Raw genomic sequence first — 25,775 nt, 5'->3', positions numbered from 1 at the left:
AGGGTGACTGTCGGGGGTACTTAAGCCAAGGTGGCTTTAGCTTTCTCGACAATCGCAGCAAACACCGCTTTTTCGTTCACGGCCAGTTCAGCCAGAACCTTACGGTCGATTTCGATGGACGCTTTTTTCAGGCCAGCGATGAAACGGCTGTAGGACAGACCGTTAACACGTGCACCAGCGTTGATACGAGCGATCCACAGAGCGCGGAACTGACGTTTTTTCTGACGACGGTCGCGGTAGGCGTATTGGCCTGCCTTGATTACCGCTTGCTTGGCAACACGGAATACGCGTGAACGCGCGCCGTAGTAGCCTTTAGCAAGTTTCAGAATTTTTTTGTGACGTTTACGGGCAATGACGCCACGCTTTACACGAGCCATGAGTTATTCCTCTATTCTTGACTAAAATTAACGAAGGCGCAGCATGCGCTCGACTTTTGCCACGTCAGACGGATGCAGCAAGCTGCTACCGCGCAGTTGACGCTTACGCTTGGTCGACATTTTGGTCAGAATGTGGCTCTTGAAAGCGTGCTTGTGCTTGATACCGTTAGCAGTTTTCAGAAACCGCTTAGCAGCACCACTTTTAGTTTTCATCTTTGGCATGTTCGGTACTCCGCATTCAGTTGATAAACATAATCAGAAGGCCTGCCGTGCCCTGTTGATTACTTCTTCTTTTTCGGGGCGATGACCATAATAAGCTGGCGTCCTTCCATCTTAGGATGCTGTTCGACCGAACCGTACTCGAGCAGGTCAGCTTCAACCCGCTTGAGGAGTTCCATCCCCAGCTCCTGGTGCGCCATCTCACGGCCGCGGAATCGCAAGGATACCTTGGCCCTGTCCCCATCACTCAGGAAACGTACCAGGTTGCGCAGTTTTACCTGGTAATCCCCTTCCTCCGTCCCTGGACGAAACTTGATTTCTTTTACTTGAATCTGCTTCTGGTTCTTCTTCGCTGCGGCAACCTGTTTCTTCTTCTCGAAGATCGATTTGCCGTAGTCCATCACCCGACAAACAGGTGGGATTGCATCGGCGGAGATTTCCACCAGGTCCAATTTGGACTCTTCAGCAATACGAAGCGCTTCATCAATCGAGACGATGCCAATCTGCTCGCCGTCAGCGCCAATTAACCGAACCTCGCGTGCCGAGATATTCTCGTTGATCGGGGCTTTCGGTGCAGCTCGTTTATCTTGTCTCATTTCACGCTTAATAATAATTACTCCGAATCTGGGCGACCACGCCGGGAAACCGCTTGCGCGAGGAACTCAGCGAACTGGGCGACGGGCATCGAGCCCAGGTCAGCACCTTCACGAGTACGCACAGCGACAGTCTGCATCTCGACTTCCCGATCTCCGATAACCAAAAGATAGGGAACCTTGAGCAAAGTATGCTCGCGGATTTTAAAGCCGATCTTTTCATTTCTCAAGTCGGACTTGGCACGAAATCCGCTTTCGTTGAGAGTTTTTTCAACTTCAGCGGCAAAATCGGCCTGTTTATCAGTGATATTCATGATCACTGCCTGGGTCGGAGCCAGCCACGCAGGGAATGCACCCTCGTAGTGCTCGATCAGGATACCGACGAACCGTTCGAACGAACCGAGGATCGCCCGGTGCAGCATAACCGGGTGCTTACGGCTGTTATCTTCGGAGACGTATTCGGCTCCCAAACGGATCGGCAGGTTAAAATCGAGCTGCAGGGTACCACACTGCCAGACGCGACCAAGGCAATCTTTCAGCGAGAACTCGATCTTCGGACCGTAGAAGGCGCCCTCACCCGGCTGCAGATCGTACGCAAGGCCCGCGCTGTCTAGCGCAGCGGCCAGTGCTGATTCGGCGCGATCCCACAACTCATCTGAACCTACGCGTTTTTCCGGACGAGTGGACAGCTTCATTTCGACTTCGGTGAAGCCGAAATCGCGATAAACGTCCATGGTCAGCTTGATGAACGCGGCGGATTCGGCCTGCATCTGCTCTTCGGTGCAGAAGATGTGGGCGTCATCCTGCGTGAAGCCGCGCACGCGCATGATGCCGTGCAGCGCACCCGATGGCTCGTTACGGTGGCAGGCACCGAACTCGGCCAGGCGCATCGGCAACTCGCGGTAGCTCTTCAGGCCCTGGTTGAACACCTGCACGTGGCATGGGCAGTTCATCGGCTTGATGGCGTAGTCGCGGTTTTCCGACTGAGTGGTGAACATGTTGTCGGCGTAGTTGGCCCAGTGCCCGGATTTCTCCCACAGGCTGCGGTCAACAACCTGAGGCGTCTTGATCTCCAGGTAGCCGTTGTCACGCTGAACCTTGCGCATGTACTGCTCGAGCACCTGGTACAGGGTCCAGCCGTTCGGGTGCCAGAACACCATGCCCGGCGCTTCTTCCTGAAGGTGGAACAGGTTCAGGCGCTTGCCGATCTTGCGGTGGTCGCGTTTTTCAGCTTCTTCGATGCGTTGGATGTAGGCTGCCAACTGCTTCTTGTCAGCCCAGGCCGTGCCGTAGATCCGCTGCAATTGCTCGTTCTTCGCGTCGCCGCGCCAGTAGGCACCCGACAGCTTGGTCAGCTTGAACGACTTGAGGAAGCGCGTGTTCGGCACGTGCGGGCCACGGCACATGTCGACATATTCTTCGTGGTAATACAGGCCCATGGCCTGTTCATCCGGCATGTCTTCCACCAGACGCAGCTTGTAGTCTTCGCCACGGGCGGTGAACACGTCGATCACTTCGGCGCGCGGCGTGACTTTCTTGATCACGTCGTAATCTTTTTCGATCAGCGCGTGCATGCGCGTTTCGATAGCAGCCAGGTCGTCCGGAGTGAAGGGACGCTCATAGGCGATATCGTAATAGAAGCCTTCGTCAATGACGGGGCCAATCACCATTTTTGCCGTTGGGTACAGCTGCTTGACCGCATGGCCAATCAGGTGCGCGCAAGAGTGGCGAATGATCTCCAGCCCCTCTTGATCCTTGGGCGTGATGATTTGCAGGCTGGCATCATTGGTGATCAGGTCGCTGGCATCCACCAGCTTGCCGTCGACCTTGCCGGCTACAGTAGCCTTGGCAAGACCTGCACCAATGGATGCGGCGACCTCGGCTACGGAAACCGAATGATCGAATGAACGTTGACTGCCGTCGGGAAGAGTAATAGTTGGCATGGCGCCTCCTCTCCTAGTGGTGACCCCTACCAAAGGTCACGTGGGTTGGGATGAGCCAGTACAAGATCCAACACCAGGCCGTTCAGTGATGAACGCCTGCCTTACAGCGGCAGGAGCCTTTCGGCCAACCGATAATCGAACCAGAGTGACTGGAGTGAACTCAAAAAAACATGGCAAGGCGGCAATGGGCGCGCCTGGAAATAGCCAAGCGGGTGATGCTAGCACAGATGAACGGTCATCGCGCCTGCCCCGCCTGATGAAACATAAATTCCCGCGTTTGATGCCTGCAAAAGTGAACTTGGGCTGTACGAAAGCCCTCAAACCCGCTGAGAATCGCTGTTTGTCCACGAATCAAAGGAGCACTTCATGATGCGCTTTACCTCGACCCTCGCTCTCGCCGCTTCCCTGACCCTCCTTTCCTTTGGCGCGCACGCCGCTGCCCCTTCGAACTGGCCAGCCGGTGCGCGCGACAGCTTTATCGCAGATTGCAGTTCATCAGCCCAGCAGAGCGTTGATACCAAAACCGCAAAAGAACATTGCGAATGTGGCGCTGACAAGCTCAATGCCGAATTGACCACCGCAGAAATTAAAGAACTGATGACCAACCCGAACGCCAGCCAGGCACTGAAAAACAAAGCTGTTGCAGCTATTTCGTCCTGCAAAGTCGTGAAGAAAAAGTAAGAAAGACCACTGATCAGACGGCCATTTGGCTGAAAAAACAGCCTCAAAACTGCCATTTCGCACAAATTACGCAGCTTTTACGGCTTTTTTTAACAGCTGATATTTCGCAGCAAGGCCCCGTAGATCGGGGCTTTCAGCCGAACAAGGCACTAAACGCAACGCTATTGATTAGCAAACAATGCCTTGGGGGGGCTTACAAGCCGAACATTTCGACTATGATACCCCGGTGTGCCCAGTTGGCCTGAGCAGCACAGCACTACTGAAAATATATGTTTCTTGGAGATACACCATGTCTAATCGCCAAACCGGCACCGTTAAATGGTTCAACGATGAAAAAGGCTTCGGCTTCATCACTCCTCAAGGTGGCGGTGACGACCTGTTCGTACACTTCAAAGCTATCGAAAGCGACGGTTTCAAAAGCCTGAAAGAAGGCCAAACCGTTTCCTTCGTGGCTGAGAAAGGCCAAAAGGGTATGCAAGCTGCACAGGTTCGCGGCGAGTAACTCTCCGCTGAGCTAAAAAAACCCCGTCCATGTGACGGGGTTTTTTATGGGCGCGGCAAAAGCCGCGAGGCTGTCAGCCGCAGTTGACCCGTGTAATCACCAGGTTGTCGTCGGTGTTCAGGTTCAGGCGGTCGGAGCGGTATTCCAGGGTGATCATGTCGTTAGGCTTGAGGATGCGTGCGTTCTGCGCGCCAGCACGGGTACGCGCCTGCTCCAGCAATTGAGGCGAGGCTTTCTGGCCGATGGCGAATTCGGCGGCTTTCGATTCGCAGCGAGTGTGACCTGCATCGGCAACGGCGGCATCTTTACCTGGCTCAGGGGCACCCGGGGTGCTGCAACCCGCCAACGCGAGTGCTGCCAACAAAGTACCGAATGATGCGAGCTTCCAAGGCATGAAGCCTCCTATTTAAAAATGGACAGAGATCGTGCGACAGCGATCTGGCGGTTTGGTTTCAAGACGTAAATCGCCGAAGGGCAAGTCTGCCTGACTCAAGGCGAGCATTCGCTTGATCAATCGTCACCAGATATGAACGAATTCAGTAGATGTCGATGTAGTCAAACGGTGGCTTTGGCCAGTTCTCCTGGAGTGCATTGAAAATCTGCCGCACCCAGACTTCATCGCTGGCCGCGACGTTACCGACATAACCCGAACCTTTGGCCCAGGTCTCGAGGCGAAACAGCAGGCCGTCGATGTCGACACCGCCTACGGCCTTGCCGGAGGAAATAAACGCGATCCCGCCCTTGGTCACCCGCAACTGGGTGTGCTCGTCGTCACTGGCACTCGCGAGCAACTGGCGCACGGCGCCCAGCGTGAGGTTCTCGGGGTTGTTCAAATCGATCTGCACCTGGTGTCCCCGGCAATTGAATGGGGCAACAGTGTCGCACAGCAACGGCCTCATCCCGAAACGTCTCATGCCTAAGTAGCACTGCCATACGCCACGCAAAAATGGTTAACTGCCCCGGTTAGAACCGCGTTCCAGCGCACTGCCCAGCATTCCAGCCCCGTGAGCCCCGACCATGAGCACCGTATCCCTCCAAGCCGACATCAAAGCCAAGTGGCCTCAAGGACAAAGCTCCTACAGCCCCGGAAGCCCGGAGGAGCTGGCCATCATCGGAATCGACCTGCTGGTCAAGGAGCTCGGCACTCAGGCCGCACAGGCCTTCATCGGCCAGATATTCGAGAAATACCCGGCCGATCATATGGGCGCCCATAACCCCGAGCGCGAATAAGACCCGGCCGGCGAGCGCCGACCGGCAAACGCTTTATTTCAGACGTGCCAGGCGCTCGGTCAGCAGATCGAAGAAGCCCTGGGCGTCGCCATTCTCGACCCAGAATGCGTTCTTCGGTTGCTTGAGGCCGTCATACCAATCAACAACGGTCTGGCCGAAGGTTGGGCCTTCGCGGCTGTCGATCACCACATTGACTTCACGCCCGCTGAACAGGGAAGGCTTGAGCAGATAGGCAATCACGGTAGCGTCATGCACCGGGCCACCCGGGATGCCGTAGTGTTCCATGTCGCCCTTGACGTATTCATTGAGAATATCGCCCACCACCTTGCTCGCATTGTTCTTGATGTCGGCAATCTGTTTCAGACGCGCATCACTGGTCAACACTTTGTGGGTCACGTCCAGCGGCAGGTAAGTCAGCTTGACGCCGCTCTTGAGCACGATTTCAGCCGCAAGCGGGTCCGCGAACAGGTTGAACTCAGCCACCGGGGTGATATTGCCGCCATTAAAATGCGCACCGCCCATCACCACCACTTCCTTGATGCCTTGGGTGATCTCCGGCGCCTGGGTCAACGCCAATGCCAGGTTAGTCTGCGGGCCGAGCATGGCGATGGTGATGCTGTGAGGCTTGGCGGTGCTCAGGGTCTTGATCAGGTAGTCAACGGCATTGCCTTCGGCCAGGCCTTTCTTCGGCTCATGCACGGCGACCCCGGAAATACCTTCCTTGCCGTGGATATTCTCCGCATAGATCGGCGTGCGCAGCATCGGCTTTGGCGCGCCGGCGTACACCGGAATGTCCTCGCGCCCTGCCCACTCGCGGGCCAGGCGTGCGTTACGGGAGGTCTTGTCGAGGCGCACGTTACCGGCCACGGTGGTCAGCGCACGAATGCTCAGCTCCTGCGGAGACGCCATGGCAAACAACAACGCCACGACGTCATCGGCGCCCGGGTCGGTGTCGATGATCAGGTCGATTTTTTCCGCCGCTTGGGCGCTGGCTGCGGTGAGTGCGGACAAAAGCAGGACACTCCTAAACAGGTTTTTCAGGGTTGGGAGACCACGTTGCATGAAACACTCCTTGTCGTAGGGAAACTCTAGAAGGTGACGCCGGATACCAGCGCGATATTGCAATACGGCTGGCACTCGCCTGTGCGCACCACGGCGCGGGCCTTGCGGCTGAGCTGCTTGAACTCTTCATGGCTGACCAAACGGCGCTCGCCCAAGGCGGCCTGTTCGGTCAACACATTGAGTGGCGTCAGCGCAGGTGGCTGCTTGAGCAGGATTTCTTCGGCCAACACGTGGCTTTCTACCTGCATCTCACTGAGCACGATGCGCAAGGTGCTGATGAAATCCGGAATGCCCTGGGTCAGCGCCAGGTCGATCAACTCGACGCCTGGCGGCACTGGCAGGCCGGCATCACCGATCACCAGGATGTCACCATGGCCGAGGGATGCGATCACGCGCGACAGCGCAATATTGAGCAATGGCGTCTTTTTCATGAGGGCATAAAACCTTGTACGTCCTGCAGCGTAGGGATAGAGGGCTGCGCACCGGCCCGCGTGACCGAGAGCGCGGCAGCGACCTGGCCAAAGCGGATAGCTTCGGCTTCGCTTTTGCCATTGGCCAGCGCCGCGGCAAAGCCACCGACAAAGGTGTCACCGGCAGCCGTGGTGTCCACCGCCTTGACCTTGGGCGCCTGCAAATGCTCAAAGCCTTTGCCATCGGCAAACAACGCGCCCTGGGCGCCAAGGGTGATGATGACCTTGCCGGCACCCGCCTTGAGCAGCTGCGTCGCAGCCACCTTGGCGCTGTCGAGGGAGTCGACCGTCACGCCACTCAGGGCGCTGGCTTCGCTTTCGTTGGGGATCAAATAATCGATCGAGGCATACCACTCCTCCGGCAACGGGCCACTGGCCGGTGCCGGGTTGAGGATCACGGTCTTGCCCAATTCACGACCACGCTTGAGTGCATGGCCAACCGTGCCCATCGGCACTTCCAACTGGCAGACAATGACGTCCGCTGCCTGCACCACTGCGTCAGCTGCCTGCAACGACGCGGGCGTGAGCTCACCGTTGCTGCCGGCCACGATCACGATCGCGTTCTGGCTGCTGTCATCCACCACAATCAACGCCACGCCGCTGGAGCCATCCACGGTGCTGACGGCCTGGCAATCGATGCCCTCCACCAGCAACGCATCACGCAATTGAGCGCCGTAGGCATCCGTGCCCACACAGCCGATCATCGCCACCTCAGCGCCAAGGCGCGCGGACGCCACCGCCTGGTTGGCGCCCTTGCCGCCCGGCACGGTGGAGAACGTCTGGCCGATCAAGGTTTCACCGGCGCGCGGCAAGCGACTGGCGCGGGTGACCAGGTCCATGTTCAAGCTGCCTATTACCACTACTTTTGCTGGCATACATCAGTACTCATCAATTCGGTTCAGCGGTATTGGGCGAACACACCGGCAAACGGCGCCGTCGACTCACGCAAAACAATGCTCGGCGTCACGATGCGCTGATCGATCGGCAGTTGGGGTGTTGCAATTCGTCGCAGTAAAAGCTCGGCCGCCGTCTCGCCCAGTTGCACGATCGACTGCCCGACCGTCGTCAGCGCCGGGTACACGTAACGGCCCATTTGAATATCGTCAAAACCAATCACCGACAGCTCGCCAGGCACACGGATGTTGCGTTCGGCTGCTGCACGCAACACGCCGAAACCAATCATATCGTTACTGGCGAAAATCGCGCTGGGCGGGTTTTCCGACAGCAGTTGTACCGCCGCGGCATAACCACCGGTGCTGGTAAAATCGCTTTCCTGGGTGCGATGGGCCGCCACGTCCACGCCCGCTTCACGCAGCGCACGGTGATAACCGGCCAGACGCATCTGCGCCACGCGGGTATGACTGGGGCCGCCAATGCAGGCGATGTCGCGGTGGCCAAGTTCCAGCAAATGCCGGGTCGCCAGGTAGGCGCCTTGTTCGTGGTCGATGCGCACCAGGTCGACATCAATGCCGTCCAATGCGCGGTCGACAATCACCATGGGCGTGCGCACCGCACTCAAGCCTGCGGCAAGACCACTGTCATCGCCGCCCACCGAGGTCACGATCAGGCCGTCGATACGTTTTTCCAGCAACACGCGCAAATAGCTGCGCTGCTTTTCGGCGTTATCGTCGGAGTTGCAGAGGATCACGCAATAGCCATTACGCTCGCAGTAATCCTCGATACCCCGCGCCAGCTCGGCAAAATACGGGTTAAGGCTGTTGGGCACCAGCAGGCCGATGGTCGCAGTGGTCTTGGCCTTGAGCGAGCGCGCGACGGCGCTCGGCACGTAGTCCAGCTGCTTGATCGCCGCTTCCACCTTAATGCGCACAGGCTCGCTGACCGGCCGCGTCTTGTTCACCACATGGGACACGGTGGTGTAGGAAATACCTGCAAGCGCGGCCACATCCTTGATCGTTGCCATGGTTCAGCCCCGCCGACTGGCGCGCTGGCTGCGGTAGGTGTCGAGGACTACGGCAATCACGATCACGGCGCCGGTAATGATGCGTTTGGTCGGTTCGGTCGCACCGATTTGCGCAAGGCCGGCGGCCAGTACCGAAATAATCAACACACCGAAGAAGGTGCTGATAACCGAACCACGCCCACCCATCAGGCTGGTGCCGCCGATCACCACAGCAGCGATCACCTGCAGCTCCAGGCCGGAGCCGGCATTCGGGTCCGCTGCTTCCAGGCGGGAAATCTGAAACAGTGCCGCCACGCCGGCCAACAGGCCCATCAGGCTGAACACCAGGATCTTGTAGGGCTTGGGGTTGATACCAGCCAGGCGCACAGCCTCTTCGTTGGTGCCGATGCCGATCAGGTAGCGGCCGAATACGGTACGGGTCAACACCAGCTGAGCGGCGATGATTACCAACAGGGCAATGATGAACGACGGCGAAATCCCGAACGCCACCGGGTTCGACAGCCAGGCATAAGAATCACCGATATAGGCGGTGCGCGAGCCCGTCATCTGGTAGGCCACGCCGCGCGCCATTTCCAGCACGCCAAGGGACACGATAAACGACGGGATGCGCCAGGCCACCGTGATCGAACCGGTGATGGTCCCCGCCAACGCCGCGCAGCCCATACCCAGCAACGCCGCCGGCAAAACGCTCCAGCCCCAGCCCAGAATCGCCACACTGACCGCTGAAGCGGCCAATGCCAGCACCGAGCCCACCGACAGGTCGATGCCGCCGATGATCAGGATGAACGTCATGCCCACCGCCAACACCATCAGGTCCGGGATCTGGTTGGCCAGGGTGCTGAAGGTGTCATAGGACAGGAAGTGGTCGCTGAGCACCGAGAACAGCGCAATCATCGCGAGCAAGGCGCCGGCCAGCCCCAGGTAGGTGCCCAGGCCGTAAAAGTTGCCGCCGGTTTTGCCCGGGGAAGAGGTGGTTTTCATGGGGTTTCCCTAAGCACTGCGTCATTGAGCAGCGCGTCACGTTTTTGATAGCCGGCAAAGGCGGCGGCGAGCAATTCGTCCTGGGTCCAGCTGTCGCGCTCGAAGGTCTCGATCAAGCGCCCGGCGGACAGCACACCGATGCGATCGCAGATCAGCATCAGTTCGCGCAGGTCACTCGATACCACCACCAGCGCTTTGCCCTGGCGCGTCAATTCGCCGAGCAAGGCATAAATGTCAAACTTGGCACCGACGTCGATACCGCGAGTCGGCTCATCGAACAGCATTACCGCGCAGTCGCGCTCCAGCCAGCGGCCAATCACGACCTTCTGCTGGTTGCCGCCCGACAACTCGGACACCAACTGCGCCGGGCTGGAGCTGCGGATGCGCATGGCATCGATCTGGCGTTTGGCCAGGGCAGTTTCGTCGCGGCTGTTCACCACGCCGCCGCCAGAGATTTCCGGCATATTGCCCAGCGCAATGTTGGCGCTGATGGATTGGGTCAGCAGCAAGCCTTCGCCCTTGCGGTCTTCGGTGATCAGCGCGATGCCATGGCCCACTGCGTCCACCGGCGAGCGAATGCTCACCACCTGGGCTGGCGAACCCAGGGCCACAGTGCCGCTGTCGGCCAGGTCGGCACCAAAGATAAGACGCAGCAGTTCAGTGCGGCCGGCGCCGATCAGGCCGGAAATGCCGTAGATTTCGCCGGCACGTACTTCAAAAGACACATCGCGAACCTTGTCCGAGCGGGTCAAGCCTTTGACCGTCAGGGCCGGGCCGCCGATGGTGCGCGGCCCCAGGTCGATGTGCTCACCCAGCTCGCGGCCGACCATCAAGGTCACCAACTGCTCGCTGTTGTAGTTGGCCATCGGCTCGACGCAGACCAGTTTGCCGTCGCGCAGCACGGCAATGCGCTGGGCTACACGGGCGAGCTCTTCAAGGCGGTGTGAAATATAAATGATCGCCACGCCCCGAGCCTGCAGACGGGTGATTTGTTCAAAGAGCATCTCGACTTCACGGGCGGTGAGCATGGCCGTGGGTTCGTCGAGGATCAGTACATGGCAGTCGCCGATCAGGTTGCGGGCGATCTCGACCATCTGTTGATGACCAATGCCCAGCGTACCAACCAGTGTGTCCGGGTCGATCGCATCCAGGCCCACCTGGGCCATGGCTTCGATCGCAGCTTTACGCAGTTGCTTGCGGTTGATCCAGCCGCAGTTCCTGGGCAGGTTGTCCAGGAACAGGTTTTCGGCCACGGTCAGGGTCGGCAGCAGGTTGAGTTCCTGCATGACCATGCGCACGCCCAGCTCTTCAGCCTGGGTGCGACTGCCCGGACGGTAATCCTGGCCATTGAACTGCATGTGCCCGGTGGTCGGCGTGACCAGCCCGCCGATGATTTTCGACAAGGTGCTTTTACCTGCGCCGTTCTCACCGGTCAGTGCCAGCACTTCCCCGCGATTGAGCGTCAGGGTGATGTCGGACAGCACCGGTTGGGCATAGGTCTTGCCGATACCGCTGACCGAGAGGACAGCGTTCGGGGCGGAAGATGACATAGGGGAATCTCCAGGCGCCCGCTCAGGACGAGCGGGCGCTGTTGGGTGCTGCCAGGATTACTTCTTGAGGACGAGTTCGACCGGGGTTTCGATCATGCCGTCAACAGCATCAACTTTTTCACCCTTGACCAGCTTCAGCGCATTCTGGATACCGAATACCGCTTGCTGGGCAGCAGCCTGGTCGGCCGTCGCAAGTACACGGCCGTCTTGCAGCATCGGCTTGATGGCTTCGATATTGTCGTAGCCTACAACCAGTACTTTGCCGGCCTTGCCTGCGCCACGCACGGCGGAGACGGCGCCCAGTGCCATGTTGTCGTTACCGGCCAGCAGTGCCTTGATATTCGGGTTTGCCTGGAGCATCGCAGCGGCAATCGAGTTGCCCTTGTCGATTTCCCACTCACCGGACTGGGTAGAAACGATCTTCATGCCAGCGGCATCCATCGCATCCTTAAAGCCAGCGGTACGTTGCTGGGCGTTGGTGGTGGTGGATACACCTTCGATGATGGCGACCTCATCACCCTTGGTGAGGTGCTTGGCCAGTTCTTCACCTACCAGGCGTGCGCCCTTGCGGTTGTCAGGGCCAACGAACGGAATATCCAGGGATTTGCTTTTCAGCACATCCACGTCCAGGCGGTTATCGATGTTGACGATCTTGATGCCTTTGTCCGAGGCTTTTTTCAGCACGGTGACCAGTGCCTTGGAATCCGCCGGAGCAATCACGATGGCGTTCACTTTGGCGAGGATCATCTGGTTGACGATATCGATCTGCGCGCTGGTATCGGTTTCGTTCTTGATCCCGTTGGTGATCATGTCGAAATCAGCGGCGTGGTCTTTTTGATACTTCTTGGCGCCGTCCTGCATGGTCACGAAGAATTCGTTGGCGAGGGACTTCATCACCAGGCCGACCTTGGGTTTGGCGGCGGCGTCATCGGCAAAAGCAGAGGAAAGGGGCAGAGCAGCGGATGCGGCAGCAAGCACAGCGACAGCAAGAAGACGTCCAGCAAATGGCAGCTTCATGGGTTCACTCCGATCTTATGATTATTGTGAGCAACGCTTGCACTATGAAACATCTCGCAAACGTTTGCGTTGGTCAAACTATGAGAACCTTGTCGAGATTTGTCAACGGCTGAAAAACGTCTTTCATCAAAGCAACCTGCCCTCGCAGCGGTTAAACATCGCCCTCACCCGATCGTTCTCTAAAACGACAGACTGTGACACTGCTGTCACACAGGTTCAGACCCATATTCCATCATGATTTTCGGACAACCGAACGCAATACCGCCCCACTGTTCGGAAAGCCGGACGAGCGTTGCCCATACCCATCCAAAAAACCAACGTAAGTTGTTTTAAATCAACACGTTAATTTATATCCACCAACACAATCAGCTTGGTACAAATCCTGCTCTTTCTCAGCACCTCGCGGCATTCAGAACTGCCCGGGTGTTCTAGATGAATCTGCACCAGCACTCATCAAAAACCAGAGAGAAAAATAATGAAATCTGCACTGAAAACCTTCGTTCCTGGGGCCCTCGCCCTCCTGCTGCTGTTCCCCCTTGCCGCCCAGGCAAAGGAAGTTGAAACCAAGACCAAACTGTCCAACGTGGTGATCCTCGCCACCGGCGGCACCATTGCTGGCGCCGGCGCCAGTGCGGCCAACAGTGCCACCTACCAGGCAGCCAAAGTCGGCATCGAACAACTGATCGCCGGCGTACCTGAGCTTAGTCAGATCGCCAACGTACGCGGCGAACAAGTCATGCAAATTGCGTCCGAAAGCATCAACAACGAAAACCTGCTGCAGTTGGGTCGCCGTGTTGCCGAACTGGCCGACAGCAAGGATGTGGACGGCATCGTGATCACCCACGGTACCGACACCCTGGAAGAAACCGCTTACTTCCTCAACCTGGTGGAAAAAACCGACAAGCCAATCGTGGTGGTCGGTTCCATGCGCCCAGGCACCGCCATGTCGGCGGACGGCATGCTCAACCTGTACAACGCCGTGGCCGTGGCCGGCAGCAAAGACGCGCGCGGCAAGGGCGTGCTGGTGACCATGAACGACGAGATCCAATCGGGTCGCGACGTGAGCAAAATGATCAACATCAAGACCGAAGCGTTCAAGAGCCCATGGGGCCCGCTGGGCATGGTGGTTGAAGGCAAATCCTACTGGTTCCGCTTGCCTGCCAAGCGTCACACCATGGATTCGGAATTCGACATCAAGACCATCAAGAGCCTGCCGGACGTTGAAATCGCCTACGGTTACGGCAACGTGAGCGACACCGCCGTCAAAGCCCTGGCCCAGGCCGGCGCCAAAGCCATCATCCATGCCGGTACCGGTAATGGTTCGGTGTCTTCCAAGGTGGTGCCTGCCCTGCAGGAACTGCGCAAGCAAGGCGTGCAGATCATTCGTTCTTCCCACGTGAATGCCGGCGGTTTCGTTCTGCGCAATGCCGAACAGCCTGACGACAAGTACGACTGGGTCGCCGCACATGACCTGAACCCACAAAAAGCCCGGATTCTGGCGATGGTTGCCCTGACCAAGACCCAGGACAGCAAAGAGCTGCAACGGATGTTCTGGGAATACTGATCCCCGGTAACACGGGTAGAGGCGGGTTTACCCGCCTCTACTTCTCCTCTTGCACCTCGATACAACTCCCCGCGCTGCAACCTCGCTGAAAACGCTGCCAGATAAACCTCCTGAATTTTAAGCAGTTGCGAAAATCGTAACAGTTAAATACTGTATGCCCGTACAGCACACTAAGGAATACTCCGTGGCAACGTCCTCTTCCGCAGCGCCAACCCCCGACGCGTACGCACGCCTTGCCGTTCGCGTGCAAAAAATCATCAATTCGACCAATGCCCAGAAAGCCAAGGCCGCCTTGATCTTCCGCTTGCCGGACGAGCCTGAGGAGGAATGGGCGCGCTTGCTGGAGGAGATTGCGGAGAACGACAACGTCACCCTCGCCTACCGGGATGACGGCGGCGTGCAGATTTTCTGGGTTGTGCCGAAGGAAGATTGATTCAATGAGTGGCCGTTTTATTGCTGTTTTTTGCCTGTTTTTTGCCGTTACAGCCCACGCCCAAGCGCCTCGAACCTTCAGCGAGGCCAAGAAAGTCGCCTGGAAGCTCTACGCCCCGCAATCCACGGAGTTCTACTGTGGCTGTAAATACACCGGTAACCGCGTGGATTTGAAAGCCTGCGGTTACGTACCGCGTAAAAACGCCAACCGCGCCGCACGCATCGAATGGGAACATATCGTTCCGGCCTGGCAAATCGGGCATCAACGCCAGTGCTGGCAAACCGGTGGGCGCAAAAACTGTACGCGTCATGATGATGTGTTCAAACGCGCCGAGGCGGACCTGCACAACCTGGTGCCGAGCATCGGCGAGGTCAATGGCGACCGTAACAACTTCAGTTTTGGCTGGCTGCCGGCGCAACGTGGGCAGTACGGCTCATGCCTGACCCAGGTAGATTTCAAGGCCAAAAAAGTCATGCCGCGCCCGTCTATTCGCGGAATGATTGCTCGAACGTATTTTTACATGAGCAAACAATACGGCTTGCGCCTGTCAAAACAGGACCGCCAGTTGTATGAAGCCTGGAACAAGACCTACCCGGTGCAACCCTGGGAGCGCCAGCGCAACCAGACCGTGGCGTGTGTGATGGGGCGCGGCAACGAGTTTGTCGGCCCGGTAAACCTTAAGGCCTGCGGTTGAGGGTGGGCGGGGTTGCCGCCCACGCTGCGGGTTATTGCGCAGCCTTGTGCTCGACAACTTCTGATTCCGTATCGTTTTTCTTGGCACGTGCAAGCTTTTCGGTCAGCAGCGCCTGCTTGGCTTCAGCCTCGGCCTTGCTCGCGAACGGGCCGAGATACACCTCGTCCTTGCCGTCTGTCTTGACGATATAAAAGTTGAAACCATGTTCAAGCAACCAGGCCGTCAGGTCGGTGATTGCTTGCAGCTTATGGCCCGGCGGGCCTACCCACACGTCCCATTCCTGAGCGGCAATCGCCCCGGGTTGTGGCTGGCTCTCGGTCACGGCAGGCTTGGCCTTGGGGGCGTCAACCGGTTTACCTTCACCGCAACCGGCCAACGCCAACACCGCAATTGCCATCGCTACTTTACGCACTGCCCTGCTCCTTTAAGGATAAAGAGGCAACTTTATCATTCACTGTCTATTCTGGCCGTCATAAACGTTGGCTTAAACAATGCGAATGATGTATCGCAGACCTGTATGATGCCGCCATGGGAATTAATGTCGCCTCTATGCGTCCTAAAAGAGGCAGTCACAGGGAAGCGCTTAGCAGTAAGCTACACACATCCGACACCTGCCCTGTCTGAAACATGTGTCCTTAAAAGTAATCAAGGAGAAGTCCATGCTGATACTCACCCGCAAAGTTGGTGAAAGCATAAACATCGGTGATGACATTACGATCACCATCCTGGGCGTCAGCGGCCAGCAAGTACGAATCGGCATCAACGCACCCAAGGACGTTGCCGTGCATCGCGAGGAGATCTACCAGCGCATTCAGGCTGGCCTGACAGCTCCGGACAAAAACCAGACTCCTTGACGCTTCACTCAGTAGCCAGCCTTTTCGTTCACTGTGATGGCTGGCGAAAACCCTTCCGCCCGCTCGCGCTTCCCGCATGACCGGCTTGCTTTATGCTTTCAGCTACGCTCCAAGATGAAACTGTCTTGACGTCTGGAACTTGTTGCGTAATTCGTGGCCGAACCTCCTGACTATAACCCTACCATCTGTGTGCGTTCAGGAGCACGTCGATGAGGCCAACTGCAAAACAGCCACTTGTGTCCAAATCCTGGGGGATCGCCCTGCTGATAGGGCTGGCCTTCGTGTTGCTGGGATATGGCGTGAAGTTCGAGATTGAAACAGTCAGTGACCCCGGTAAACGCTCGTCACTGGACCTGACACTCTTCTTGTGCGGCTATCTGTTCGTGTTCTGCCTGAAGCCTATCCAGAAAGCCATTTTGCGCAAATTATGCCAGCGTGCCGAGCAACGCGAGCACCCGAAGACTGCCCGTTGATGGCCGCTAATCCGCTATCAGATCGCCGGTATTTACAGACCTGCACCAGGATCTATGCTTGGGCTTGCACGGTCAGTCAAAGGCATTAAAGCCGATGGACACCCTCAGCAAGTCCCAAATCGAAGCTGCTTTGGCGGCACGCTTACCCAGCTATGAGATTACCTGTACGTTGCATGCTGACGGTACCCTTTCCGCCATCCTCAGCGGCCCGGAAACCGACCACTTCGCGATTACCGGCATCGTGCGTGCGCACTACCGGGGAGCCGAGGCGATTGCCCGGCTTGCCAATGAGATACTCAGGGAAATGGTGCTTTCGCGCCAGGGCATCAAGAGCGGCCGACCACAGGCACCGCCCGCCGCCCCTTCCTGCGCAAAAAGCCGAGCCCGGTAACGGGCTCGGCTTTTTCGTTTCAGCCCTCCACACGCTGCAAGCCCAACTTGCCTTCTGCGTCGCGCACAACCTTCAGCCGCTTATAGTCATTAATGCTGGCATGCGCCGTGACGATGGGCGTCAGGTGTGTTGCGGTGACGACCAGCACATCCGCGTCGGCCGCCTCCCCGGCGCGAATGCCCACCGCAGCGTCTTCGAACACCAGGCACTCTTGCACCGGCACACCCAGACGCTGGGCGCCCAGCACGTAGCAGGCAGGATCCGGCTTGCCGCTGGCAACGTCCTCGGCGGTCACCAGCACGGCTGGGGGTTCAATACCTGCCGCTGCCAGGCGACGTAACGCCAGCTCCCTGGGCGCAGATGTGACCAGTGCCCACTGATCGCCAGGCAGGCCATTCAAAAACTCGACGGCACCGGCAATCGCCACCACGCCCTCGACATCGTTGATTTCCGCTTCGGTAATCCACTGCGCTTCAACTTCGGGATCCACACCTGGCAGCGCCTGACGGGTAATAGTGTCAATGGCCCGTGCGCCATGAATAGTGGCGAGGAATGCCGCCACCTCCAGACCGTGGCGTTCAGCCCAGATGCTCCATACACGCTCGGCGGCGGCGATGGAGTTCAGCAGGGTGCCGTCCATATCGAACAGGAAGGCGCGGTAACGTTGAGTAAATACGGCTGGACCTCGGATGGACACTGCGTGGCTTCCTCATAGGCGGTAACGAATAATCGGCCCGATGCAATCTACGGGTCACCTCCTCGCTTGTAAACGCCAGTAGCACCTGGCGGACCTGGCGTTTGGATTACAGGTTTGTAATGAACCTGTAAGTCTTGTCAGCACCCTCGCTTCATACAGTGGCGTCGTCAGTCACCCACACCGGGTGGCACAACTTCCCACTGATGATGAAGGGCCGCACGATGAAACCTGCTAGCAAACTCTGCCTGATCGCCGCCAGCCTGTTGATGCTGGGTACCGGCACCGCCATGGCCGGCACTGTCGCGCCGGTCAAAGCCAACAACGTGGTACTGGTGCACGGTTCCTGGGCTGACGGCTCGAGCTGGTCCGAGGTGATCACGCGCCTGCAGGCCGCCGGGCTGCATGTAACCGCCGTACAGAACCCACTGACCTCAGTGGCCGATGACGTCGCCGCCACCAACCGCGTGCTGGATCAACAGGACGGCCCTACCGTGCTGGTCGGCCACTCCTACGCCGGCACCGTGGTCAGCGACGCCGGGGCGAACCCCAAAGTCAGCTCGCTGGTGTATGTGGCAGCCCGCGCACCGGACGCCAATGAAGACTTCGTCGCCCTGTCTGCCAAGTACCCCAGCACGCCGGTGCGCGCCGGTGTCGTCGAGCACGACGGTTACCTGACCCTGAACCAGGACGCGTTCCTCAAGTACTTCGCCGCTGACGTGCCGCGCGCCAAAGCCCTGGAGCTGTTCGCCGTACAACAGCCGATTGCCAAGACCCTGTTCAGCGGCCGCACGGTGAATGCCGCCTGGCACACCAAGCCGTCGTGGTACGCGGTGTCGAGCAATGACCAGACCATCAACCCGGACCTGGAGCGGTTTCTGGCCAAGCGCATGAACGCCACCACCATCGAACTGCCTTCGAGCCACTTGTCGCTGGTGTCCCACGCCAAGGAAATCACCGACCTGATCCTTGAAGCGTCCGGCCGCCAGCCGTAAGCCACGCATTACAAACTTGTCATCATCCTGTTGGTTGGCTGTTTGGGGTGCCTGGTTACTGTGAACTCACTGCCACCCCCGGCAGCCAACCCTTAAAGAGAGCTACTGCCATGAAACTGTTTATCCTGGGCTTTGCCGCTTTGCTTGCCACCGGTTCTGCGTTCGCTGCCGACACCGCTCCCGACACTAACGTAATCCACGACAAGACCGGCTTCTTCGTACACCTGGACGTGGCCAAAGTACTGTCGAGCACCGACACCTACGGGCAATGTGGAATCGTCCCGGCGCAACTCAAATACCTTGACTCCCAGGACCGCGAACATGTGCTGGACTACCAGGTGCAAGGCATTGGTTGCGCCAGTGACAATTGATCCGGCTACACTTGCGCAACGCAACGAACCAGGGCACTTCCCATGAACATCCTCGTAGTCGAAGACGAACCCAAGGCCGGCAATTACCTGCTCAATGGCCTGCAGGAACTGGGTTACTCGGTGAGCCTCGCCCGCGACGGCGTAGACGGCTTGCACCAGGCGCTGGAAACGCCGTTCGACGTGATCGTGCTGGATGTGATGATGCCAAAAATGGACGGCTGGGAAGTGCTGCGCCGCCTGCGCAAAGAGGCTGATACGCCGGTACTGTTTCTCACCGCCCGCGATGACATCGCCGACCGCATCAAGGGCCTGGAACTGGGCGCCGACGATTACCTGATCAAACCGTTCTCCTTCGCCGAGCTGGTCGCACGCTTGCGCACCCTGACGCGTCGCGGCCCGAGTCGCGAAGAAGAGCAACTGCAGATTGCCGACCTGCAGATCGACGTGCTCAAACGCCGCGTCACCCGCGCAGGCACGCGTATAACCTTGACCAACAAGGAATTCGCCCTGCTGCACCTGTTCGCCACGCACCAGGACCAAGTACTGTCACGCTCGATGATTGCTTCGCGGGTCTGGGACATGAACTTTGACAGCGACACCAATGTGGTCGACGTCGCCGTGCGGCGCCTGCGCCTGAAAATCGACGACCCGTTCCAGCTCAAGTTGATCCACAGCGTGCGGGGCATCGGCTACCGCTTCGACACCCAGCCATGAAACCTCGCCGCCATTATTCGCTGACCCTGCGCCTGGCGTTGATCTTCGCCCTGCTCGCCTTCGCCCTGCTCGCCACTCTGGGCGTTGCGTTGTACCGCGAGCTTGAGCGTGAACTGATCAAGCGTGACGACGCCGCGCTGATTTATCGCGCCGACCAGTTGCGCAACCTGCTCAACGACAGCAACACCCTGGACCTGATCAAGACCAAGCCGGAGCTGTTCCAGAACATGCTGGGCAACAGCGAGTCAGTGCTGAGCATCGCGGCACCGGGGCAAACGCCGTTGCTGCTGGTTAACCCGGGCAGCATTGCAATGCCGGATGTGCCGCCCGTGCCCACCAACCGCGAACTGGGCTTTGCCGACGTGCACCATTTACCCGGCGTCAATGGCGTGCCCTTCGCCACGGTGGCCGCGTCCATCGACTCGGGCGACCTGGGCAGCCTGCAAGTCACCACCGGGCGCCTGATGACCGAACGCACGGCGATGCTCGCCAGCTATCGCTTGAGCGTGTTTATCCTCGCCAGCATCGCTGCGGTTATTCTCGCCATCGTCAGCTACCTGCTGGTGCACCGTGGGCTGGTACCGCTGCGACGCCTGGCCGTACATACCCAAGGTATCGGCGTGGGCAACCTGGCCGAACGCCTCGACAGCCACGGCGCGCCCAAAGAGCTGCTGCCGATGATCGACGCCTTCAACACCATGCTTGAGCGGCTGGCCAAGGGCTTTGTACAACTGGGCCAGGTATCCACCGACATGGCCCACGAACTGCGCACGCCGATCAACAACTTGCTGGGAGAAACCCAGGTCGCCCTGCAACAGAGCCGAAATGTGGAGAGCTACCAGCAACTGCTGGCCTCCAATGTGGAAGAACTCGAACGCCTGGCGCGAATGCTCGACAACATGCTGTTCCTCGCCCGTACCGACCCGTCCAGCGCATTGCGCCAACGCCAGGAACTGAGTGCAGCGGATGAGGTGGAACGCATAGCGGACTACTTCGAAGGGTTGGCGAGCGATGTGGATATTCACATTCTGGCCGAGGGCGAAGGCCTGATCTGGGCCGAACCGATGCTGTTGCGCCGCGCCTTGGCAAATTTATGTGCAAACGCCATCAAATACGGAGCACCCAGTTCGCAGTTGCTGATTCAGGCCATTCCAGAGGCCGAGGGTATCAACCTGCGCGTCAGTAACCACGGGCAGACCATCCCCGCCGAGCATTTGCCGCGCCTGTTCGAGCGTTTTTACCGGGTGGATGAGTCGCGGGAACGCTCGGCCCAGTCCAACGGGCTGGGACTGTCGATTGTGGCGACCATCATGCAGCTGCACAACGGTCGCTACCGTGTCAGCAGTGAGGCCGGAGTAACCTGTTTTGAGTTGTTCTTTCCCAGCCGCGAAGACTGAACACCGCGAGCCGGGTCAACTGACCTGGCCACCGGCCTGCACCACATCCACCTGGGTGTTCCATGCCACCTGCACCGCCAGACGCAAGCCTTCAACGGTCGTCACCAACGGCATCGATGCCAACCCAGTCCCCACCACCTGCTCCGGCAGGTTCGGTACATGGATGAACCCACTGCGAACGTCCGTACCGGCCAGCGCGTGCTGTAACAGGTAAAACACCTGGTTACACACAAAGGTGCCCGCCGTCTGCGAAACCGCTGCAGGCACCCCGGCCTCGCGCAGCGCCTTGACCATGGCCTTGATCGGCAATGTGCTGAAGTACGCCACCGGCCCGTCGACCACGACCGGCGTATCGATAGGTTGCTCACCCAGGTTGTCGGGGATGCGCGCGTCGTTAACGTTGATCGCCACTCGCTCCATGGAAATGCTGCTGCGCCCCGGTCCGAGCCCCGTAGCGATGACCATCGCCGGGCGCAATTGCGTGATCCACTCAGCCAGGCGCTCCCCCACCAAGGCAAATGCACAGGGCAGTCGGCGCGCAACAATCTGCACATCCTCACCCAGTCGCACCCCATCCAACTGGCGTACAGCCTCCCAGGACGGGTTGACCGAGTCTTGATCAAAGGGCTCGAAGCCCGTCAACAATAACGTTTGCATCCTCGCCTCACATCAACAGGTAAAGCAGCACAATATTGACCACCAGCATCATCAGAGCCGTGGGCAGTTGCGCCTTGATAACCGCGTTCTTGTCCGGCAACTCCAGCAAGGCCGCCGGGACAATATTGAAGTTGGCCGCCATCGGCGTCATCAACGTGCCGCAATAGCCGGAGAACATGCCAATCGCCGCCATTACCGCCGGGTTGCCGCCGTAGATGCCCACCAGCACCGGCACACCGACACCGCCGGTCATCACTGGGAACGCCGCAAAGCCATTGCCCATGATCACGGTAAACAGCGCCATGCCCAATACATACACCATCACCGCGACCAGCTTATAGTCCAGGTTGATGTAGGTGGTGGTGACATGGGCAACCGCAGTGCCGACCCCGGCTTCATTGAACAGCAAACCAAGCATGGCGAGCATCTGCGGGAGCACCATGGCCCAGCCCAAGGCTTCGGTCAGGCGTCGGGATTCACGCAAGGCTTGCACCGGTGTGTCGCGGGTCAACCAGCAGGCCAGGCCGAGGGCGATCAGGCAGCCGATGCCCAAGGAGACGAAGGTGGTGTTTTTCGGGTCCAGCAGCGGCACGCCAGCAATTTCGGTGTGCTTGAGCAGTACCGAGCCTATCACGGTGGTCAGCGGAATAGCCAACGCCGGGATAAACAGCTTGTGGCCAAGCCGACCGGCACTGGCGCGGGCAGACTTGTCATGCAACTGCGCATGCACGCCTCGCCCCACACCGCCCAACCCTGCGATCAACGCCATCACCACTACGCCGACGCCGATAACCACCGGCGGCAAACGCTCCCCGACCAGGAACGGAATGGCAAACAACAACCAGAATACGGCGCTGGACCAGCGCTTGGGATGGCTACGATCCAGCAGGATCATGCCCGCGGTAATCAACAGCAGAATGCCGGCCAGCCAGTACAGGTACTCAATCGAGATGATCATTGCGCAGACTCCACCGGCGTGGCGACGGGCGCCATCTCACGGGTAAGCCTTCGGTCGAACCGGTGCAGGCGAATCGCGTGGATGATAAACGCACAGATCGCCGTCGGAATGCCCCACACCGCAATGTGCAACGGCTCCACATCAATCCCGGAGCCGAGCAGGAAGGTGTGCATCAGTGCAATCGCACCAAAGGCGACAAAAATATCTTCGCCGAAAAACAGCCCGACGTTGTCGGTCGCCGCACACATGGCCAGCACCTTGTGGCGCAGTTTGTCCGGCAGCTTGCCGTAGCGTTTTTCCGCGGCGCCCTCGGCCATCGGCGCCAACAACGGGCGCACCATCTGCGGATGCCCGCCCAGGCTGGTGAGGCCCATGGCGGCCGTGGACTCGCGCACAAATAGATACATGATCAACAAGCGCCCCACCGTGGCGCGCTCGAAGCGGGCGATCCAGTTTTGCGCATGCAGGCGCAGGCCATGGCGCTCAAGCAGGCCAATGACGGCCAGGGGCAGCAACAGGATCAATTGCAGGGCGCGGGTCTGAAGGAAGCCTTCACCCATGCTGGCGAGGATTTTTTCCAGCGGGAAGTGGGCTGCGAGCCCGGTGGCGATAGCGGCGGCGGTGACCACCAGCAATGGATTAAAGCGCAAGACAAAGCCAACCACGATGACAAGTACGCCGATCAACGGCCATAGGTTCACAACAGTTTGCATGACGATGAAGTCCTAGAATGCGCGCTGCGGCGCCATGACGGCAGGATGTGAACAAAAGGTTCACAGCATGAAAGTGGCGTGCAGCCCGACGTGGTTTTTATTGTTGACCTGGAAGGTCGAGCGTCAGTGGCGGCAACTGTGCTGCTTGGGGGCGGGAGGTGTCCAACAAGAAAAATTGTTGCTGCAAACCAATAAATTTTGTCGGTGACGGGCGCCGGATGAGCCAGCGCCCTGCGGGGGTTTAGCTCAAGCGTTTGTGGAAAAAATGCCGCTGATGGCCCGGCGGGAAATCGGCAATGTGGCCAAACTCAGTGAAGCCCTGCTTGCGATAAAACCCGGGCGCCTGGAAGCTGAAAGTGTCCAGCCAGATGCCCTCGCATCCGCGCTCACGGGCCAAGTCTTCAGCCGCGCGCATCAATCGCGTGCCCGTGCCTTGGGTGCGCATCTGGTCGGGAATGCTCAACAGCTCAACGAACAACCAGCCGAACGAAATCTCGCCGTAAAGACCGCCCACTACCTCTTGAGAGCTGGGATCACGCAGCAAAATACCGACCGTTTCGGACGGCATCTGGCCGGTGTGGCTGCGGTTGTATGCCCTCAGCGGTTTGAGAATGGCTTCACGCTCCTGCGCCGTCACGTCGAACGACACTTCCATTTTCACTTCCATTGTCACTTCCATCACAGAATCCCTGGGTTGAATTCAATCGCCGCTCAGTATGCCTTCAGCGCAGCAAACCTGGGTGGATCTGCGCCAGGTTCATTAACCTTAAGTCGGCTCGACAGCATGGATCTCGTTCCAAACCTATACTCAATTCAGTGCTGCGCGGAACTGCGCAGCACTCAGCGCAGTATTGCCGATGGAGGCAGCCGCTATGTACGCCGGACAAACGAGTATGGCGACAACAAATGGTGAGATACGGTGCCAGATGTTTGCACAGATTATCTGCCTGTTATCGGTGGCTACGCTTTTCTGCTAAACCACTTCTGAGCGCAGTAATCCGCAAAGCGGCAGGGGCAGGTATTGCCAAAAATCCAGCCAAAAAAAAGGGCTCACCTTTCGGTGAGCCCTTCAACACTCAACGTTTTGCACGTGCCAGAGGTGTGAAGTTCAGGCCAGCTCGGCCAAGTCTTTTACGTCAAAAGGCTTCAAGTCGGCCGAGTTGCCCGATCGAATTTTTCTCACCCACTGCGCGTCACTCAGCAGAGCCCGTCCAACAGCGATCAAGTCGAACTCCTCTTTCTCCAATCGCTGCACCAAATTGTCGATCGCTGCCGGTTGGGAGCTTTCGCCGCTGAAGGCGCCAAGGAAGTCGCCGGACAACCCCACAGAGCCGACACTGATCGTCGCAGCGCCCGTCAGCTTTTTGGCCCAGCCGGCAAAATTCAGCCCCTGCTCGCCGTCCAGTTCCGGGAACTCGGCTTCCCAAAAGCGCCGTTGAGAGCAATGCAAAACGTCCACGCCGGCTTCCACCAGTGGCACCAGCCAATCGGACATGCTTTCAGGCGTTGTCGCCAAACGGGCGCTGTAATCCTGTTGCTTCCACTGACTCAGACGCAGAATCACCGGGAAATCCGGCCCAACGGCTGCGCGTATGGCCTTGACCACTTCCGCTGCAAACCGTGAGCGCTCCTTGATGGTTGCACCATTAAAACGGTCGGCGCGCTCATTAGTACCCGGCCAGAAAAACTGGTCCAGCAGGTATCCGTGGGCGCCGTGTATTTCGACGGTGTCAAACCCCAGCCGCTTGGAATCAGCGGCGGCCTTGGCGAATGCCGCGATGGTGTCGGCAATCGCTTCATCATTCATGGCTTGCCCCAGGGGTTTCTGTGGGCCGGCAAGCCCGGACGGGCTCTCAAACCCACCGGCGGGTGCCCAGTCTTCCTGAAAACTGGGCGCAGCTCCTACGTGCCAAATCTGTGGCCCCATTTTGCCACCGGCACTGTGAACGCCGTCGATTACTGCCTTCCAGCCCGCGAGTGATTCATCGCCATGGAAAAACGGGATCCCCGACATATTGCGAGCACCAGGACGATCCACCACAGTCCCCTCAGACAGAATCAAACCGACCTGGTTTTCCGCACGTTTGCGGTAATAGGCGGCGATTTGCTCGTCAGGCACACCGCCTTTGGCGAAAGCGCGCGTCATAGGGGCCATTACAATTCGATTCTTCAGGGTCAAAGACTTGATCGTGAACGGCTGAAACAGCGAGTCGAGATTCGTAGAACTCATGAAAAGATGCTCCGAGCAAAAGGAGATCACATGGTATAAGTTGTATACCTAATATCAATAAGGCACTTAAAAGTGCTCAGGTATAGCCGAG

Annotated in this window: 33 protein-coding genes; 13 read left to right on the top strand and 20 right to left on the bottom strand. The window is 58.5% G+C overall.

All coding sequences use genetic code 11. From position 1 onward, the window contains the following. Positions 1-20 precede the first annotated feature (20 nt). Genes rplT through thrS form a run of 4 tightly spaced genes read right to left on the bottom strand, consistent with a single transcriptional unit; the run spans position 21 to position 3,132 of the window. Positions 21-377: a 50S ribosomal protein L20 gene (gene rplT / locus FFI16_RS07290; RefSeq protein ID WP_003174975.1), complete on the bottom strand. Its 357-nt coding sequence runs from the start codon at positions 375-377 to the stop codon at positions 21-23. Positions 378-404: 27 nt separating this feature from the next. Continuing rightward, positions 405-599 (bottom strand): 50S ribosomal protein L35, encoded by a 195-nt coding sequence (rpmI, locus tag FFI16_RS07285; RefSeq protein ID WP_002553160.1) that lies wholly within the window; start codon positions 597-599, stop codon positions 405-407. Positions 600-658: 59 nt separating this feature from the next. Next, positions 659-1,210: a translation initiation factor IF-3 gene (gene infC, locus FFI16_RS07280; RefSeq protein WP_015884933.1), complete on the bottom strand. Its 552-nt coding sequence runs from the start codon at positions 1,208-1,210 to the stop codon at positions 659-661. After that, positions 1,210-3,132: a threonine--tRNA ligase gene (thrS, locus tag FFI16_RS07275; RefSeq protein ID WP_138814705.1), complete on the bottom strand. Its 1,923-nt coding sequence runs from the start codon at positions 3,130-3,132 to the stop codon at positions 1,210-1,212. Before thrS ends, infC begins: the two co-directional genes overlap by 1 nt. A gap of 366 nt (positions 3,133-3,498) precedes the next feature. Between thrS and FFI16_RS07270 the strand changes: the two genes are divergently transcribed. Both FFI16_RS07270 and FFI16_RS07265 read left to right on the top strand, forming a co-directional pair. After that, positions 3,499-3,813, top strand: a complete 315-nt coding sequence (locus FFI16_RS07270) for a hypothetical protein (protein WP_138814704.1) — start codon at positions 3,499-3,501, stop codon at positions 3,811-3,813. A 289-nt stretch (positions 3,814-4,102) separates the two neighbouring features. Continuing rightward, positions 4,103-4,315 carry a cold-shock protein gene (locus FFI16_RS07265; protein ID WP_003234260.1) on the top strand — a complete coding sequence of 71 codons (213 nt, stop codon included), beginning with the start codon at positions 4,103-4,105 and terminating at the stop codon, positions 4,313-4,315. Positions 4,316-4,388: 73 nt separating this feature from the next. Here FFI16_RS07265 and FFI16_RS07260 read toward each other — a convergent pair whose 3' ends face one another. Together FFI16_RS07260 and FFI16_RS07255 are read right to left on the bottom strand one after the other, a co-directional pair. Beyond that, positions 4,389-4,709: an I78 family peptidase inhibitor gene (locus FFI16_RS07260; protein ID WP_017138776.1), complete on the bottom strand. Its 321-nt coding sequence runs from the start codon at positions 4,707-4,709 to the stop codon at positions 4,389-4,391. Positions 4,710-4,851: 142 nt separating this feature from the next. Further along, positions 4,852-5,160 carry a hypothetical protein gene (locus FFI16_RS07255; RefSeq protein WP_138814703.1) on the bottom strand — a complete coding sequence of 103 codons (309 nt, stop codon included), beginning with the start codon at positions 5,158-5,160 and terminating at the stop codon, positions 4,852-4,854. Between the two features lie 172 nt (positions 5,161-5,332). Here FFI16_RS07255 and FFI16_RS07250 point away from each other — a divergent pair, with 172 nt between their 5' ends. Beyond that, positions 5,333-5,545: a hypothetical protein gene (locus FFI16_RS07250; RefSeq protein ID WP_138814702.1), complete on the top strand. Its 213-nt coding sequence runs from the start codon at positions 5,333-5,335 to the stop codon at positions 5,543-5,545. A gap of 33 nt (positions 5,546-5,578) precedes the next feature. On the opposite strand, the gene FFI16_RS07245 is transcribed toward FFI16_RS07250, so the two are convergent. From FFI16_RS07245 to FFI16_RS07215, 7 genes are read right to left on the bottom strand one after another with little or no spacing between them, the layout of a single operon-like run. Further along, positions 5,579-6,607: a nucleoside hydrolase gene (locus FFI16_RS07245; RefSeq protein ID WP_138814701.1), complete on the bottom strand. Its 1,029-nt coding sequence runs from the start codon at positions 6,605-6,607 to the stop codon at positions 5,579-5,581. A 26-nt stretch (positions 6,608-6,633) separates the two neighbouring features. After that, positions 6,634-7,038, bottom strand: coding sequence for a D-ribose pyranase (rbsD, locus tag FFI16_RS07240; RefSeq protein WP_017138772.1), 405 nt, complete (start codon positions 7,036-7,038; stop codon positions 6,634-6,636). Then, on the bottom strand, positions 7,035-7,952 hold the full coding sequence (gene rbsK, locus FFI16_RS07235) for a ribokinase (protein WP_138814700.1): 918 nt from the start codon (positions 7,950-7,952) through the stop codon (positions 7,035-7,037). Before rbsK ends, rbsD begins: the two co-directional genes overlap by 4 nt. Positions 7,953-7,975: 23 nt before the next feature. After that, positions 7,976-8,998 carry a LacI family DNA-binding transcriptional regulator gene (locus FFI16_RS07230; RefSeq protein ID WP_138814699.1) on the bottom strand — a complete coding sequence of 341 codons (1,023 nt, stop codon included), beginning with the start codon at positions 8,996-8,998 and terminating at the stop codon, positions 7,976-7,978. Positions 8,999-9,001: 3 nt separating this feature from the next. Continuing rightward, the gene (locus FFI16_RS07225; RefSeq protein WP_017138769.1) at positions 9,002-9,979 is read right to left on the bottom strand and encodes an ABC transporter permease; all 978 of its coding nucleotides are present in this window, start codon (positions 9,977-9,979) and stop codon (positions 9,002-9,004) included. Then, positions 9,976-11,529: a sugar ABC transporter ATP-binding protein gene (locus tag FFI16_RS07220; RefSeq protein ID WP_065911833.1), complete on the bottom strand. Its 1,554-nt coding sequence runs from the start codon at positions 11,527-11,529 to the stop codon at positions 9,976-9,978. The genes FFI16_RS07225 and FFI16_RS07220 overlap by 4 nt, the downstream gene beginning before the upstream one ends. Positions 11,530-11,586: 57 nt before the next feature. Beyond that, the gene (locus FFI16_RS07215) at positions 11,587-12,546 is read right to left on the bottom strand and encodes a sugar ABC transporter substrate-binding protein (RefSeq protein WP_138814698.1); all 960 of its coding nucleotides are present in this window, start codon (positions 12,544-12,546) and stop codon (positions 11,587-11,589) included. 475 nt (positions 12,547-13,021) lie between these two features. On the opposite strand from FFI16_RS07215, the gene FFI16_RS07210 reads away from it, so the two are divergent. From FFI16_RS07210 to FFI16_RS07200, 3 genes are all read left to right on the top strand, one after another. Continuing rightward, positions 13,022-14,110: an asparaginase gene (locus FFI16_RS07210; protein ID WP_138814697.1), complete on the top strand. Its 1,089-nt coding sequence runs from the start codon at positions 13,022-13,024 to the stop codon at positions 14,108-14,110. 184 nt (positions 14,111-14,294) lie between these two features. Next, the gene (locus FFI16_RS07205; protein WP_017138765.1) at positions 14,295-14,543 is read left to right on the top strand and encodes a DUF1654 domain-containing protein; all 249 of its coding nucleotides are present in this window, start codon (positions 14,295-14,297) and stop codon (positions 14,541-14,543) included. Between the two features lie 4 nt (positions 14,544-14,547). Beyond that, positions 14,548-15,237, top strand: coding sequence for an endonuclease (locus FFI16_RS07200; protein ID WP_138814696.1), 690 nt, complete (start codon positions 14,548-14,550; stop codon positions 15,235-15,237). 31 nt (positions 15,238-15,268) lie between these two features. On the opposite strand, the gene FFI16_RS07195 is transcribed toward FFI16_RS07200, so the two are convergent. Then, positions 15,269-15,634, bottom strand: a complete 366-nt coding sequence (locus FFI16_RS07195; protein ID WP_138815382.1) for an SPOR domain-containing protein — start codon at positions 15,632-15,634, stop codon at positions 15,269-15,271. 262 nt (positions 15,635-15,896) lie between these two features. On the opposite strand from FFI16_RS07195, the gene csrA reads away from it, so the two are divergent. The 3 genes from csrA (at position 15,897) to FFI16_RS07180 (ending at position 16,955) form a co-directional block, all read left to right on the top strand. Further along, positions 15,897-16,091 carry a carbon storage regulator CsrA gene (gene csrA / locus FFI16_RS07190; protein ID WP_003192511.1) on the top strand — a complete coding sequence of 65 codons (195 nt, stop codon included), beginning with the start codon at positions 15,897-15,899 and terminating at the stop codon, positions 16,089-16,091. Positions 16,092-16,300: 209 nt separating this feature from the next. Continuing rightward, on the top strand, positions 16,301-16,564 hold the full coding sequence (locus FFI16_RS07185; RefSeq protein ID WP_138814695.1) for a hypothetical protein: 264 nt from the start codon (positions 16,301-16,303) through the stop codon (positions 16,562-16,564). A gap of 94 nt (positions 16,565-16,658) precedes the next feature. Continuing rightward, positions 16,659-16,955 (top strand): hypothetical protein, encoded by a 297-nt coding sequence (locus FFI16_RS07180; protein ID WP_138814694.1) that lies wholly within the window; start codon positions 16,659-16,661, stop codon positions 16,953-16,955. Positions 16,956-16,974: 19 nt separating this feature from the next. On the opposite strand, the gene FFI16_RS07175 is transcribed toward FFI16_RS07180, so the two are convergent. Further along, on the bottom strand, positions 16,975-17,652 hold the full coding sequence (locus FFI16_RS07175) for an HAD-IA family hydrolase (protein WP_138814693.1): 678 nt from the start codon (positions 17,650-17,652) through the stop codon (positions 16,975-16,977). A 221-nt stretch (positions 17,653-17,873) separates the two neighbouring features. Here FFI16_RS07175 and FFI16_RS07170 point away from each other — a divergent pair, with 221 nt between their 5' ends. The 4 genes from FFI16_RS07170 to FFI16_RS07155 all read left to right on the top strand — a co-directional run bounded on the left by FFI16_RS07170 (position 17,874) and on the right by FFI16_RS07155 (position 21,126). Continuing rightward, positions 17,874-18,644, top strand: a complete 771-nt coding sequence (locus FFI16_RS07170) for an alpha/beta fold hydrolase (RefSeq protein WP_138814692.1) — start codon at positions 17,874-17,876, stop codon at positions 18,642-18,644. Positions 18,645-18,754: 110 nt separating this feature from the next. Then, entirely contained in the window at positions 18,755-19,015 is a 261-nt protein-coding gene (locus tag FFI16_RS07165; protein ID WP_138814691.1) for a DUF2790 domain-containing protein, read from the top strand. 42 nt (positions 19,016-19,057) lie between these two features. After that, positions 19,058-19,729, top strand: coding sequence for a heavy metal response regulator transcription factor (locus FFI16_RS07160; protein WP_016970977.1), 672 nt, complete (start codon positions 19,058-19,060; stop codon positions 19,727-19,729). Further along, positions 19,726-21,126 carry a heavy metal sensor histidine kinase gene (locus tag FFI16_RS07155; protein ID WP_138814690.1) on the top strand — a complete coding sequence of 467 codons (1,401 nt, stop codon included), beginning with the start codon at positions 19,726-19,728 and terminating at the stop codon, positions 21,124-21,126. The genes FFI16_RS07160 and FFI16_RS07155 overlap by 4 nt, the downstream gene beginning before the upstream one ends. 15 nt (positions 21,127-21,141) lie before the next feature. Here FFI16_RS07155 and pcp read toward each other — a convergent pair whose 3' ends face one another. The 5 genes from pcp to FFI16_RS07130 all read right to left on the bottom strand — a co-directional run bounded on the left by pcp (position 21,142) and on the right by FFI16_RS07130 (position 25,684). Continuing rightward, positions 21,142-21,783 carry a pyroglutamyl-peptidase I gene (pcp, locus tag FFI16_RS07150; RefSeq protein WP_138814689.1) on the bottom strand — a complete coding sequence of 214 codons (642 nt, stop codon included), beginning with the start codon at positions 21,781-21,783 and terminating at the stop codon, positions 21,142-21,144. Between the two features lie 7 nt (positions 21,784-21,790). After that, entirely contained in the window at positions 21,791-22,741 is a 951-nt protein-coding gene (locus FFI16_RS07145; RefSeq protein ID WP_138814688.1) for a DUF979 domain-containing protein, read from the bottom strand. Next, positions 22,738-23,454: a DUF969 domain-containing protein gene (locus FFI16_RS07140; RefSeq protein ID WP_138814687.1), complete on the bottom strand. Its 717-nt coding sequence runs from the start codon at positions 23,452-23,454 to the stop codon at positions 22,738-22,740. The genes FFI16_RS07145 and FFI16_RS07140 overlap by 4 nt, the downstream gene beginning before the upstream one ends. Before the next feature lie 241 nt (positions 23,455-23,695). Continuing rightward, the gene (locus FFI16_RS07135; protein WP_138815381.1) at positions 23,696-24,121 is read right to left on the bottom strand and encodes a GNAT family N-acetyltransferase; all 426 of its coding nucleotides are present in this window, start codon (positions 24,119-24,121) and stop codon (positions 23,696-23,698) included. A gap of 441 nt (positions 24,122-24,562) precedes the next feature. Next, positions 24,563-25,684 (bottom strand): NADH:flavin oxidoreductase, encoded by a 1,122-nt coding sequence (locus FFI16_RS07130; protein ID WP_138815380.1) that lies wholly within the window; start codon positions 25,682-25,684, stop codon positions 24,563-24,565. Between the last annotated feature and the right edge of the window lie 91 nt (positions 25,685-25,775).

The sequence above is a fragment of the Pseudomonas sp. KBS0710 genome, assembly GCF_005938045.2.
Classification (GTDB): domain Bacteria; phylum Pseudomonadota; class Gammaproteobacteria; order Pseudomonadales; family Pseudomonadaceae; genus Aquipseudomonas.
Note: the sequence above shows the minus strand (reverse complement) of the source record. Positions and strands in the feature narration are given on the sequence as shown.